The following is a 13690-nucleotide window of genomic DNA, read 5'->3' as shown; positions in this document are numbered from 1 at the left end:
ACATGCGAGTGCCTTTGGCCTGTGCATTCATGCTCGGTGTGGTGAGCGGTTCGCGATCGTTGCTTGCGCCAGCTGTTGTGAGCCGCGCGATTCGCGGAGGCACGGTACGCGTGGAAGGCACACCGTTCGCCTTCCTGGAAGGCCGGAGTCTAAATCATCTTCTCGTTGGCTTGGCGTTCGCGGAAGTGGTGGCCGACAAACTGCCTATGACACCGAGTCGGAAGGCGGCCTTTGCTTACACGGGGCGAATCGTCACCGGCGCCCTAGCCGGAGCCGCGATCGGCTCACACTCGAAACGAGTTTCTCTGGGAGTTTTACTCGGCATGGCGGGCGCCGTGGTTGGAACGGAAGGTGGCGCAGCGTTCCGTTCGTGGCTTGCTTCTCTTTTCGAGCGGGATCTTCCGGCTGCAGTAATCGAAGACCTTGTCACGTTCGCGCTGGTCGGGTTCGTCAACAGCAAGCTGAAGAAATGCGCCCTGCCATCAGCCGCGCTCTAACTCGGCAGCTCGGGTTAGATCCTCAATTGGTGCACAAAAGACTAGCGAGATAGCGGCGGTCCATAATCCGCGTGATCCATAGTCTTCAGTGATTCTGAAGCGTTGCCCTGCAGATCGAAGAGGATGATCTGGTTGGACCCGCGTTTAAGCCAGGGGCCGGGCGTGTAGAGCGAGAATTCAGGGCCGACCGACCAGAATCGGCCGAGTGGGTCATCGTTAAGGAATGCAATTCCTTTTGTGAGTCCGTGAGTGTTGAGGAATGTGTCGGCAAGGCTCGCACCCGATGCGGAAGTATTCATCGAGAAGCGATAGAAGCAAGGCCCTTCGCAGGTGCTCGATGTGAAATGCAATCTTGTGAGGTTGGTCATCGGAAGCTGGTAGATCTTCCAGTGCTGCGGTTGGACCCCGGCGAGAACCACTGAACCGGTGATGCCCTTGCGTTCTGTGCGAATGACTTTAGTGAAGTTCACACGCCCGGAATTCTCAACAAGAATATCTAGCGTCGCAGGGCCAGGCACGGCGGGCAGTGAGAGATGCGATTGACCCAGGCGGCGATCGAGCGCGCCGATGAGTTTCTGATCGAGATAGATCTGTGCGTAATCGTGAAGCCCATCAATGGTCAGGTCTCCGCCGGGACTCGCGGAAAGCTGCGTTCGGTACAAAATATATCCGTAAGACTGGTCGAGATCCTCCATTGTGAGAAGCTTGTCGGACTCGATGGGAGACGGGAGATTCTGCCACAACGAGGCTGATTCAGAGCGCGACGAGATGGGATATGTGCCGGCCGGGGTCTGCGGAGGAATTGTCGGAAGAGTCTTTCCGGTAACGCGGGCAATGGCCTCACGAAAGGCTGTGAATTTGGGTGTTATCTCGCCGCTTTCGTTCAGGGGTGCATCGTAGTCGTAGCTGGTGGTGTCGGGTTCGTAGTTGGTGCCATTGCTGTTGGCGCCATTCATGAACCCAAAGCTGGTGCCGCCGTGAAACATGTACATGCTTACGGAGTAGCCCTGGCGCAACATCCACTCGTATTCCGCAGCGTTGCTGGCGGCTTCGGTCGTGTGGTGGCGTTCGCCCCAGTGATCGAACCAGCCAGCCCAATACTCGCCAGACATGAATGGGCCGTCGGGACGCAACTTCTTCAGTGTGGCGAAGTCCCGCTGGGCATCGCCTGTGCCGAAGTTGATGACGGCGGGAAGTCCCGGGAGCGATCCATTGGGGACCTGCTCAGCACCGTCTGCGGTGTAGATCAGCGTTTCAGGCGCGGCCAGGCCGGTCTTCAGCAGCCCGGACTTTACCGCTTCCATGTAAGCGTGGTCGTTTCCAAAGGAGCCGTATTCGTTCTCGACCTGGACGGCGATGATGGGGCCACCGTTCTTCAAGAGCAACGGAGAAATCTCCTTCGCCAGGCGCGTAAACCAGCCGTTCATCGCGGCAATATATTTGGGGTCAGTGGAGCGGAGAACAAGGGAGTGGTCCCTGAGAAGCCAGCTTGGATAGCCACCGAGTTCCCACTCCGCGCAGACGTAGGGTCCGGGGCGAAGAATGACTTGAAGGCCTTCCTGCTGAGCTTCACGGATGTATTCGGCGATATCGTTTTGCCCGGAGAAGTCGTAAACGCCAGGTCGCGGCTCATGGAGGTTCCAGAAGACATAGGTGGTGATGGTATTCAGACCCATCGCGCGGGCCTTGCGGAATCGGTCGCGCCAATAGGCCCGGGGCACACGTGGATAGTGCATCTCACCGGAAAGGATCTGGTAGGGATGGCCGTCGAACTGAAACTGTCCATCGGCGACGGCAAACGTGTGAGGGGCCTGGGCTACGGCAGGGCAAGCGGATACGAGAACCGTTGCGAAGATTAGAGCCAGGGTGGAGAGTCTTCTGTCCATTGCAGGAACGAGTTTATCGCGGTGAGCCCGGGGCCGGAATAAACCGCCGATTCGTCGCTCCGATTTTCTTTACCGCGCTTCGATCTTGCCGGCGATACGGTTGTATTCCGCGCGGGAGACGATGTGGCGCTTGGCAAGTTCTTCGGAATCCTTATAGGGGCGGCCTTCGATGATGCGTTGCGCGGCGTCATCATCAATTCCAGGCAGGCTCTTGAGATCATCCGCAGAACCACGATTGATGTTGACGGTCTTCTGCTGCTTCACGCCTTCAACTACTCCCTGTGTAACCGCCTTGGCGTCGCGAACCGCGGTGGATGTGGCGCGTGCGGTCTGCTCGCGGATTTCGTCGGGACTGCGGTCGTGCGGGGTACAACCAGCCAGTGCGATCAGGACAAGCGGCAAAAGTGCGAAAAGCCTCATACTGGGATTGGATGCTTTGGCGCGGCTCAAGGGTGGTTGCAGGCTTTAGATTGCGGTGCCGATGGGCGCTGGCGTGCGCCACTCTGCTCATCGGATTCGCTCCACCGGCAAATGCGCAGAATCAATCGACCTGCTCCGATATGAACATGCACAGTGGCGGGATGATGCGCCTGATGGCGCAGATGCAACCGAAAGTGTTCATTCAGCAGATCGAGCATCATGCCGCGTCGGGAACAAGCGCGGAACCAAACTCCACTCCAACACCCATGGTCATGACGATGAAGGGGGAGTGGATGCTGATGTTCCACGCAAACGCCTTTCTGGTGGATACGCAGCAAACCAGCCCGCGCGGCGGCGACGAATTGTTCTCGACCAACTGGCTTATGCCGATGGCGGAGAGGGAGTGGGGGCCGGGGCAATTGACGCTTCGCGCGATGTTCAGCCTTGAGCCGGCAACGGTGACCGGAGAGCGATACCCACTGCTTTTCCAACAGGGCGAAACAGCATACGGCGTGCCAATAGCCGACGGGCAGCATCCCCACGACTTCTTCATGGAGCTTGCGGCGCTTTACGACCTGCATCTAGGGGACAGGGGGCTTGTCAGCTTTTATCTGGCTCCGGTCGGCGACCCAGCCATTGGCCCGACTGCGTATCCACACCGGACCTCGGCAGCAGAGAACCCGGTAGGTACTCTTGGGCATCACCAGGAGGACTCCACGCACATTGCCGGTGACGTCGTAACCCTGGGGGCGACATATGGAATCGCCCGCATTGAGGCGAGTGGCTTTCATGGACGCGAGCCCGATGAGCATCGGTGGAATATTGATCAGGGAAAGATGGACTCATGGGCCACGCGGCTGACCGTGCAGCCAGGGAAGAGCTGGAGCGGGCAGTTCTCTTATGCCCGCATCACAAGTCCAGAAGCGCTGTTCCCGGATGAAGATCAGGAGAGAATGACAGCATCCGTAATGTACAACCGAAAGGTTGCGCATGGGAATTTGGCAAGCACTGCGATATGGGGAAGAACGCGCTCCATCGAGGATTCGGCGAAAGAGAATAGTTATCTACTTGAATCGACCCTGCAGTTCAAAGAGCGGAATTACGCCTGGCTCCGGCTTGAGAATGCGGGAAGAACCAATGAGCTACTGCTGGGAGAACACCCTTTGCCGCCCGGATTCAGGGAAGAGCCGCTGACTCATGTACAGGCATATACGTTTGGCTACGACCGTGATGTAAAGTTCCTTCCTAATGTATCGACGGCCACAGGCGCGCAAGTGTCAGCCTATGGTGTGGGCCATCCGCTGCAACCGGTTTATGGAAGTAACCCGATCGCTGTGCAGGTATTTATCAGGATCAGAGTGAAGAGCAAGCAGGACTAATCACTCGTCCGTCAGATTTGTACGCAACTATCCGGTTGCTTGTTTATCTGACTACTTTACGTCCGACATCCTCATTCTGGGGTTGCTGAAGTGAGTAAATTCGGTAACCTTTCCTGAAGCGTCCCGAGAAAACTTGATCTCTTCGGCTTCGCTGCCGTCATCGCGAACTCGGCGGAACACATCTCCTCCTTTTGGCTTGTAGAACTGCATGCCGGCCACAGGATCGTCATCCGGCAGGGATAGAGAGACAAGGCCGCCGGCCCACGGCAGCATGATCGCCTCAGATTCCCAAGGCTGGCCCGAGTAGTGGCCCGTATAGGCTTCCAGGTCCACGCCTGCAGACGGAGCAGGCGCTTTGAATTCGTATCCCTTGCGCTTGTCCAGAATGGCGAAAACAACGGTAGCCCACGCTCCCGGCCGCTCAGAGGAGTTATCCATAAGAACCACGCCGAGTTCATCCTCTGGACGGAGCATCAGGATGGTCTGGTACCCGGGACAGTCGCCGCCATGGCCAACGTAGGTGTGGTTTTCCTTGTGCTGGATTGCAAAACCGAGGCCGTAGCTCACTTTCCATCCCGGGTCCATAAACTGGACGCGCTGCATTTCGTGCAAGGTGGAGGCTTTGAGTACGTCTTCTTTGCCGGTACGCAGAAGATGGAACTGCCAGGAAGCAAACTTGCCGAGGTCCTCAACGGTCGAGGTATATCCGGCTGCCGGAGTGATCCCGCGTGCATTGAATGGTTTAAGCAGATCGCGCGTGCCGTCGCGCTTCAGGGCGCCGTAGCCTACCGCAAGGCGCTTGCCATAAAGGTCCATCGGCATGAAGGTGCGGGTGTCGTGCAGGCCGATTGGATCGAGAACGTGGGTCTTTGCATAGTCGGCGTAGGGCTGGCCGGAGACGGCCTCGACAGTTTCGCCCACCAGGGTCAGGCCCAGGTTGCTGTATTGAAAGTAGCGCTCGGCGGGAAACAAAGGCGCTTGCTTCGCGATCATCTCGTGGATCTGCTCGCGGGTAGGGAAGGGGAAATCGGGTCCCGACCAATAAGGGAAGTCCGACTCGCGCGGGAGTCCGGCGGAATGAGAAAGCATCCCACGGAGCGTGATCGGCACACTGTCTTCGTCTGTGGCTTTGAGCTTGGCCCAAGGCAGATAAGTGGTGATCGGTTCGTCAAGGCGGACCTTGCCCTGCTCGTACTGCTGCATCAACGAGATGGAAGTGAAGAGCTTTGAGATGGAGCAGATCGAGTAAATGGTGTCTGGAGCAGCCGGAATCTTGTGATCGGCGTCGAGAGTTCCGTACCCCTTAGACCACAGAAGATGGTCGCCTGCCACTACACCTGCGGAGATGGCCGGAATGTGTTCATAAACCTGTATGCTGTCGAGCCACGTGTCGACAACACGAATGGCTTCCGCACGCTCTTTGGCAGCCTTATCTGGAGTGGGAGTTTGCGCCGCAATGCCCAGCGACATGAGAAGCGGGCAGAGGAATGCGCAGGTTTGGCGGCGGAAGAGTTTGTTCACTCGTGGGCTCCTCGGATGCAAAATGGTGGACTACGGAATTGGACTATTGGGAGTTTAGCGCGATGCGATGAAACGGGATCGACAAGATTTTGCACTTATTGCTGCGAATGCGTCTTGTAACCGAGTGGCCGTTCGGCCCCATGAAATCAAGCTAGACGCACTCTCGGCGGTGGAGTACACTTCGTGGCTGCAGCTAAACCTCGCACCCGCTAAGAACTTCTTCGGTCACTCGATTCTGCGGAAACCCGAAGACAAGGCTGGTTTTCGGGACTCTTTCAAACGGCGGGGACGAGGCGATTTACGTTGCTGCACAAGAACTGTAGTCCGGGCTCGACGCGACCTGTTCTTGGCTCAGATGAGTTGCACGAGTCCGGTCTGGAACTGTAGCAATCGCGGTACGGGAACTTTTGATTCTCACAGATTCCCGGTGCCATGGCTCGAGTCGTTTCACATCAAGAGGGATAACTATGCAAACAGCTCAACGCTGCAAACCTGCTCACGTTTGTGCCAAGGCTCAGTTGCCTCTGGCCTCTCCTCGGTCCACCAGAAACTTTAGCTTTTCGACCGCATTTCTTTGCTTATTCTCTGCAGTGCTGATTTCCCTGAGCCCGGTCGGAGTCCATGCGCAGCCCGGGCCACCAACCCCGGAATTTACCAAAATCATTGTCTTTGGCGATTCGCTTTCCGATACAGGCAATGTTGCCCATCTCACGTATGACAAATACGGTTTTCGTGTCCCAGGGCCTGTCGCGGACTACACCGATGGCAGTTTCACGGATGGGTTCGACACCGCGCCCGCTGCCCAACTTTACTCCGGCGTCTGGATCAAGCAGCTCGCGGATTCGATGCCTTCAAAGCCTGAGGTGAACAACTCGCTCGACGGGGGAACCAACTACGCGTTCGGTTACGCCACTACTGGGATGGGCACCGGCAGCTTCACCTTCGGCGCAGGAGATGTGTTCTCGGTTGACGTGGAGAACATAGGCCAGCAAATCACCGATTACCTGGCCACCAAACCAAAGATCACTCCCAAAACACTGTTTGTGGTTTGGGGTGGGGCCAATGATTTCATCCATGGCGGCGTTTCGGTACAAACTGCCTATACCGTGGCTACCAATCAGTACGCCAACATCCAGGCATTGATTGACGCCGGCGCTACGCAGTTCATCGTTCCAAATCTGCCCCCGCTGGGATTAATTCCGAGGATCAACGGCGACCCCGCGACAGCGGGACTTGTAAACCTGGTGGTCGCCTACTACAACGGTCTCCTCAACGCGGACATTCAACTGCTGCGGAAGAACAATCCCCGTAAGCATCTTCAGATCGCGCAACTCGATGTATTTGGGCTTTTCAACAGCATTGTTGCGGCCCCATCAAATTACGCTTTCGCAAATGTGACCGGCAGTTCGCAGGGTATCCCAGTTAATCCGGATACCTATTTGTTCTGGGATGATCTGCATCCTACGACACATGGACACAACATTCTTGCGATCAATGCGGCGGCGATTCTCGCACGCAGCAATTGCATGAACGCGAGCAAGAACGGTAATGGCCCGGTGGGGACGGGTGCATACACATGCGGCGGGATGCAGTGATTTCTGGATACACGAAGTAGGGAGCGCGGCCTTTGCCGCGCTCTTTTTTTCAAATGTCGGAGTGGTCCGTCAGCGCCGCATCTATGAAGACATTTCAGCCGCGGGAATCGCGCCTGGTTTTGACTGGGCGCGCATTTGTTCGATGGTCTCGCGGAGCCGGATGTTCAACGCCTCAACCTGGCGAAGGGTCATTCCCTCAGTCGAGATCGGTTCGCCGACCGTCAGCGTGATCTCACCCGGATAAAAATGGCGTGTATGCATGGGGAGCAAATCGTACACGCCGCTGAGCGCAATAGGCACCAGCGGAACCTGGGCCCGAATCGCAAGAAATGCCGCGCCAGCGAGAAATGGTTGCGTAGTGCCATCGGGGGTGCGTGCTCCCTCAGGAAAAACAAACAACGGCATTCCCGCGCGCAGTGCGCGAACCGCGGCCCCAAGACTCGAAACAGTCGAATTGGAGCTGACGCTGTCCACTGGGATCTGTCCGGATCGATTCAGATGCCAGCCGATGAACGGCATCGTCCAAAGCTCTTTCTTCGCCAGAATGCGGAACTGAAAGGGGAGCGTGGAAAAGATGACCGGCGTATCCATATAGGAAGTGTGATTCGCCGCGTAGACCGCGACGGGATACTTGCGCAGATTTTCGGTCCCACGCACCACTAGATGAGAGCCGGAGATCTTGATGCAGCCGCGAGCCCAGATCTGCGCGAGGCGGTGCTGGAGGCGACCACCCTTCTCGAACAACGACACAAAAAGCGACAGGCTGCCACATATGGCTGTGTAAAGGAAGAAGAGTGGTGCCTGGAGAATATTGGTGCGCCAGCGATAGAGACGGGGCAGCGGATCGGGAGGACGGCGACGGGTCACGGATGCTGGCCTACACGTTCTGCTGTCTGGCTCGGAGCTGCGACCTGGGAGGTTTTTGCCAGTAGGCGGGTTCTCACATCGCCCACCAGGTAGACGGATCCGGAGACAACAATCGGCTTGGCTGGATGAGCCTGCGCATGTTCAAGCGCGAGTTCAATAGCCTGGCCAACAGATGCCGCGGCAAATGCAGTAGTGCCCGTGGAGGCAGCGGCAGCAAGCAGATCCCGTACCGGAGTAGCTCGTGTGCTGCTGATAGGCGCGAAAATCACTTCCTCAAAGATCGGAAACAGGATTTGGGCCATCTCGACTACCGGCTTGTCGCGCAGGCAGCTGAAGACGAGAGTGCCAAGGTTTGCGTCAGGCAACAATTCTCTTAGACCGGCGCGTAGCGCCCATGCACCGGCAGGGTTGTGGGCGACGTCGAGAATGAACTCGCTGGTCTTGGAATCACCGGGGTTTTCGAACTGTATTCGCTCCAGCCGCGCCGGCCAGCTGGTGTTGCGAATACCTTCGGCGATGGAGTTGGGAGTAACAGGAAATCCATGACTGATGGCAAGTTCGACGGCTGCGGCGATGGCAAGAGCCACGTTGCGATGCTGGTGCGCCCCACGCAGCGGGGATGCTACTTCAATGGGCTGGCCAAGGACTTCAACCCGATACGTACGTTGCTGTTCTGAATGGTGCGAGGATTGTGTCCCTGTTGGAGCTGTACCGACTGTTGAAAGGCGGGGGGGGGCGCTAGAAGATTGCGGCTCAGTGGGCGGCATAAACGGCACCGCGCTCACGCCCAGTACTGAGAGGTTCATTGCAACTTCGCCCAGGACCTGGTTCGCTTCTGGGTGTTGCGGCAAGGTCACGAGAGTGCCACCATTCCGAAGGATGCCGGCCTTTTCTCGGGTTATCTCGCTGATGGTCGAACCGAGCCACTCCATGTGATCGAAAGAAATGTCGGTGATGATGGAGAGTAGCGGCTCCACAATATTGGTGGCGTCGAGACGGCCTCCGAGGCCCACTTCGAGGACGGCGATCTCGATGGCAGGTTCTGAAAAGTGAAGAAACGCCATCGCGGTGAGGGTCTCGAAGAAACTGGGCGCCTGGGCAAGTTTCTTTTCCTCCACCAGCTTCTGCGCCGTGGAACGAACACGAAAGAACTTCTCAGCAAAGTCGGCGTCGCAGATCTCCGTGCCATCGATGCGGATGCGCTCGTTTGGACGCGAAAGATGCGGAGAAGTATAAAGGCCGGTGCGCAGACCAGAGGCTGTAAGGATGGCGGCCAGGGTGGCAGCTGTTGAACCCTTGCCATTCGTCCCGGCGATCAGGACCGATGGAAATGTGCGATGAGGATTGCCAAGACCCTGGAGAAGAACGGCGAACTCTTCGAGTGAGAATTTGCGGCGGGTCTGACCGGTCTGGATGGCGAGTTCTGGCGCCATGGCCGCGAGATGATCGATGGCTGACTGGTAAGACATGGAAACTTCAGTATAGAAGAGCTTTGAACAGGGAGTAGTGCACAGCTGTTCGGGAGGTATCAGCGGCGGACACAGGGCGCGAATCGAAACCATGAACGCATTTATATGTGGTTAGTGATTTATTTTCCTCTCGATTTCTACATGGTGTGCATGGTGTGGAAGACAGGTCAACTGTGGAGGATGCGACGCGTGGAACTCCAGGATTGATGCGGGTGGGGACGAACATTGCACATAAGGCACATGGTTTTCACAGGGGGTTTCAGACGGTCTGTGGGAGTGGTGGGAAACGAGGGAGGTTGGACGGGCTTGAGGGCCATGTTTTCCAAATGTCCTGCGATGCACAGGCGGGTTTTAGAAATCCAGGCTCAGGTCAAACCAGAAGAGCGGCAACAAGATGGGCGGTCTTTCCACATTTCCGAGAGCACTACGGGTATTACTAGTTCTTTTATTAATTCAAACAAGGAAATCCCTCTAACCGTCGCGTCACGAGGAGCCGTACATCTCGAAGCCGATACCCAAACCGTATTGCTGCTCGCAGGGCGGTTCGTTAGACTGAGGCTCCCGTTCAAGTAGAGTTCAGAATTTGCTCTGAGACTTGGAGGTCAGGTGAAACGGTGCTGATAATTGCGCGGCGGTGTCGGGTGGGGCGCGTAGCTTCAGCATTGCTGTGTCTGGCAGCGCTTTTCTCAGCGTTGGTCGCCGTGGCGCAACCGACCGATGCAACGCGATGGTACTCAGGAACGGTGACGTTGGACGAGGGATGGCTCCAGCACGAGGGAGATGACCTGGCCTGGGCGCGGCCGGCCTTCGACGATAGCAGTTGGAAGACGCTCGACATGAGCGAGCTTGGCGGAGCCCAGCCGGGGTGGCGTTGGTATCGACTACACCTCAAACTCGAACCAGGACACCAGCATGTACACCTTTTGATTGCAGGCGGCAAAGGAACGTACGAACTCTATCTGAACGGGCAAAAGGCCGACGGTGCCGAACTGAAATCAATGTGGGGCGTCATCCGGCCGACAGAAGAAATTTTCATCCCGCGCGATGAGGACAATGACATAACCATTGCCTTGCGTACACATACTCCAACTATGTACGCGCTGTGGCATTTGCCGTTGTTTCTGACGTTAGCCATCGGGTCGCCGGAGCCGATCGACAACGAGCGTTTGGCAATGGAGAGCCAGCGTCTCTACGCTGCAATTCCCTCGATGGCGATCAATCTCATGCTGGTGCTGGCGAGCATCGCCGCATTTGCGCTCCATTGGAGCCAGCGTGCCCGCAAGGAATACTTGTGGCTGGGTTTTTATCTTCTTCTTCTTGGAATATCAAATGGCCTGTTGTTCTGCGCCGTCGCCGGCCTCGTGCCAATTTCCGTCAATACTCTGTTTGCGGATCCGTTGATCTACATCTTCACGATCATGCAGATCGAGTTTACGTTCAGCTTTGCCGGCCTCCGCGTGGGACGAATCTGGCGCGCGTATGAGCTGGTGATGCTGCCGATGCCAATCCTGGCTTTCGTACAAGTGATGGGCGCAATTTCCAATGAGCTCTACGTCTCCCTCGAGGCTACGGTGATATTACCCGCGGCCCTGCTGCTGCCCGTTCTCTTGCTCGTATGGTATCGGCGCGGGAACCGCGAAGCTGGTTGGCTGATCCTACCCAGCCTGTTTCCGGCTGCGTCCACGGCGCTCTTCGATGTCGGAACTGCATCGCTCGACACCGGTTGGGGTCGTGCTGATTTCCTGGCCAACCCCATCCAGGTTGGTCCCATTCCTCTTCAAATCGTCGACATCGGTGATTTTCTTTTTGCGCTCGCCATTGGTGTAGTCATGTTCTTTCGGTTTACCAAGGTGAGCCGAGAACAAGCTCGAGGCGCAGCGGAGCTGGAAGCTGCCAGGGGAATTCAGCAGCGCCTGGTGCCGGCTAAATTGCCTGAAGTGAAGGGATACGCGATCGAAGCTGCTTATTTTCCCGCGCAAGAGGTTGGCGGAGATTTCTACCAAGTCTTTTCCCAGGCTGACGGCGCACAACTAGTCGTAGTTGGGGATGTCAGCGGCAAAGGACTAAAGGCCGCGATGACCGGCACGCTTGCGTTGGGCGCGCTTCGTGCTTTGGCGGCGGAAGGACTTGGCCCCGCGGCGGTGCTGATCCGCCTCAATCGCCAACAGGCTGAGACGCAGGATGGCGGATTCATTACCTGTATTTGCGCGCGAGTGACCGACCAAGGGGAAGTGACGTTAGCCAACGCTGGCCATCTATCCCCCTATCGCAACGGTGAAGAGTTGCTGGTGAGTTCAGACCTGCCGCTTGGGATCTCGCCCGAAGAGACGTACGAAGAATGCACATTCCATCTGGAGCCCGGCGATCAGTTGACCCTGCTCTCCGACGGTGTGCTCGAAGCAACCGATGCCAAGGGCGAACTCTTCGGCTTCGAACGGACGCGAGCGATCAGCAGCCAGACTGCCGGAACCATCGCGGAAGCGGCGCTGAAGTTCGGACAGGAAGACGACATTACGGTGCTGACACTGGTGCGGGCGAGGTCGATGGTCGACGATGTATCTCAGATTGAAGCAACGGCAATTTCTGGTTGATTTCGGTTTCATTTCTGTTAAACCTTCGACATCCTCATAATCCAGAAATGTTGACGGGTTTTCCACGCACCAGAATTTGTCAGGATGCATACAATCAAAGGCAACAAACTGCAGCGGTTTTCCGCCATAGTCTGGTTAGTGTAGGCTTGGGCAAAGCGAAACTACGGCGTAGATCGCAGCAGATGGACGTAAATTGGGGGTCTGGGCAGCCGGCGCTAGGTGTGACGGCCACCAGAACAGGTGGGAACTATGCCGATCGTGGAAACTGAAGTTGAAAAGCCGGCAGCACAGGGGGCAGCGATGGAAATTACCGTAAGCCGCCAGGAACTGGTGAAGGAACTCACGGCGACGCAAAGTGTGGTTGAGCGCAAGACGACAATTCCCATCCTCTCAAATTTCCTGATCGAAGCCGATGGCGACCGCCTGAACATCACCGCGACAGACTTGGACCAAGCCATTAGGACGAGTGCTGCAGTGAAGGTGAAGAAGCCCGGTTCGTGCACCATTCCCGCGCGCAAGCTTTACGACTACATCAAGCTCCTACCTGATGGCGACATCTCCATCAAACTGCTCGATAATCACTGGGTCCAGATTCGCTCCGGCCGCTCCAATACCAAGATGGTCGGCATGGCGCGCGCCAATTACCCGCAGGTTCCCGAGTTCCCTGCCGTCTCGGTCACCAGCATTCCTGCGGTGGCGCTGAAGACGCTGATTGCGCACACCATCTTCGCAATCTCGAACGAGGAGTCACGGTACACGCTCAACGGCGCTCTCCTGGTGCTCAAAGCTGAGTCGATTGCCATGGTGGCCACTGATGGGCACAGGCTGTCGTTCGTTGAGAAGCCAGGGGAAGCCTTGGAAGGCATCAGCGGCGAGAAGCGCATCCTAATTCCCCGCAAAGCGCTACAGGAGTTGCAGGGTCTGCTTTCAAACACCGATGTTGAGAAGGTCGAATTTGCAGACGACGAGCATACGCTGTTCTTCAAGGTTGGCCACCGTACGCTCAGCACTCGCCGGTTGTCGGGTCAATTCCCCAACTATGAAGCAGTGATGCCGCGCGACAACACCAAGTTCGCCGTGGTCCGGTCGAGTGAACTGTCGAGCGCTATTCAACGCGTAGCCCAGTTTGCCGATGAGCGGTCAGGCGCGATCCGGTTGCGGCTCGAAGGCAACGAGCTCAAGATCAGCTCGCAGTCTACGGAAAGCGGCGAGAGCGAAGACACCATTGATACGCCCTACTCCGGCGACCCGATTGTGGTCGGTTTCAACTCGACCTACATCATCGATTTTCTGAAAGCGTTGGGTAATGAAGGCGAAGTCAGGCTCGAGTTCAAAGACTCACAAAGCGCCGGCCAGATGCGCCCCGAAGATCCCGATGCGGAGTATCGTTCGCGTTACGTACTCATGCCGATGCGAATCTGAATTTCGGTTGAAGATCGCACAAAACGCAACATCATCGCGCTTG

The 13690-nt window shown here is 56.9% G+C and carries 10 protein-coding genes; 5 read left to right on the top strand and 5 right to left on the bottom strand.

Annotation, left to right across the window (positions count from 1 at the left end; translation table 11 throughout):
- Positions 1-2: 2 nt before the first annotated feature.
- Positions 3-497: a DUF4126 domain-containing protein gene (locus P8935_RS03250; protein WP_348263580.1), complete on the top strand. Its 495-nt coding sequence runs from the start codon at positions 3-5 to the stop codon at positions 495-497.
- 41 nt (positions 498-538) lie between these two features.
- Here P8935_RS03250 and P8935_RS03245 read toward each other — a convergent pair whose 3' ends face one another.
- Both P8935_RS03245 and P8935_RS03240 read right to left on the bottom strand, forming a co-directional pair.
- Entirely contained in the window at positions 539-2383 is a 1845-nt protein-coding gene (locus P8935_RS03245; protein WP_348263579.1) for a beta-galactosidase family protein, read from the bottom strand.
- 69 nt (positions 2384-2452) lie between these two features.
- Positions 2453-2803, bottom strand: a complete 351-nt coding sequence (locus P8935_RS03240) for a helix-hairpin-helix domain-containing protein (protein ID WP_348263578.1) — start codon at positions 2801-2803, stop codon at positions 2453-2455.
- A gap of 50 nt (positions 2804-2853) precedes the next feature.
- Here P8935_RS03240 and P8935_RS03235 point away from each other — a divergent pair, with 50 nt between their 5' ends.
- Positions 2854-4182, top strand: coding sequence for a hypothetical protein (locus P8935_RS03235; RefSeq protein WP_348263577.1), 1329 nt, complete (start codon positions 2854-2856; stop codon positions 4180-4182).
- A 51-nt stretch (positions 4183-4233) separates the two neighbouring features.
- Here the strand turns inward: P8935_RS03235 and P8935_RS03230 are convergent, their stop codons facing one another.
- Positions 4234-5703, bottom strand: a complete 1470-nt coding sequence (locus tag P8935_RS03230; RefSeq protein ID WP_348263576.1) for a serine hydrolase domain-containing protein — start codon at positions 5701-5703, stop codon at positions 4234-4236.
- A 467-nt stretch (positions 5704-6170) separates the two neighbouring features.
- Here P8935_RS03230 and P8935_RS03225 point away from each other — a divergent pair, with 467 nt between their 5' ends.
- Entirely contained in the window at positions 6171-7298 is a 1128-nt protein-coding gene (locus P8935_RS03225) for an SGNH/GDSL hydrolase family protein (RefSeq protein WP_348263575.1), read from the top strand.
- 81 nt (positions 7299-7379) lie between these two features.
- Here the strand turns inward: P8935_RS03225 and P8935_RS03220 are convergent, their stop codons facing one another.
- Together P8935_RS03220 and P8935_RS03215 are read right to left on the bottom strand one after the other, a co-directional pair.
- Positions 7380-8165 (bottom strand): lysophospholipid acyltransferase family protein, encoded by a 786-nt coding sequence (locus P8935_RS03220; RefSeq protein ID WP_348263574.1) that lies wholly within the window; start codon positions 8163-8165, stop codon positions 7380-7382.
- Entirely contained in the window at positions 8162-9634 is a 1473-nt protein-coding gene (locus P8935_RS03215) for a folylpolyglutamate synthase/dihydrofolate synthase family protein (RefSeq protein ID WP_348263573.1), read from the bottom strand. Before P8935_RS03215 ends, P8935_RS03220 begins: the two co-directional genes overlap by 4 nt.
- Positions 9635-10248: 614 nt before the next feature.
- On the opposite strand from P8935_RS03215, the gene P8935_RS03210 reads away from it, so the two are divergent.
- Complete coding sequence (locus P8935_RS03210) at positions 10249-12225, top strand: PP2C family protein-serine/threonine phosphatase (protein ID WP_348263572.1); 1977 nt, start codon at positions 10249-10251, stop codon at positions 12223-12225.
- Between the two features lie 249 nt (positions 12226-12474).
- Positions 12475-13647: a DNA polymerase III subunit beta gene (gene dnaN, locus P8935_RS03205; RefSeq protein ID WP_348263571.1), complete on the top strand. Its 1173-nt coding sequence runs from the start codon at positions 12475-12477 to the stop codon at positions 13645-13647.
- The last annotated feature ends 43 nt before the right edge of the window (positions 13648-13690 follow it).

The organism is Telmatobacter sp. DSM 110680 (assembly GCF_039994875.1).
In the GTDB taxonomy this organism is placed as follows: Bacteria; Acidobacteriota; Terriglobia; order Terriglobales; family Acidobacteriaceae; genus Telmatobacter.
The sequence above is the reverse complement of the archived record's forward strand: the minus strand, read 5'-3'. Positions and strand labels throughout refer to the sequence as shown.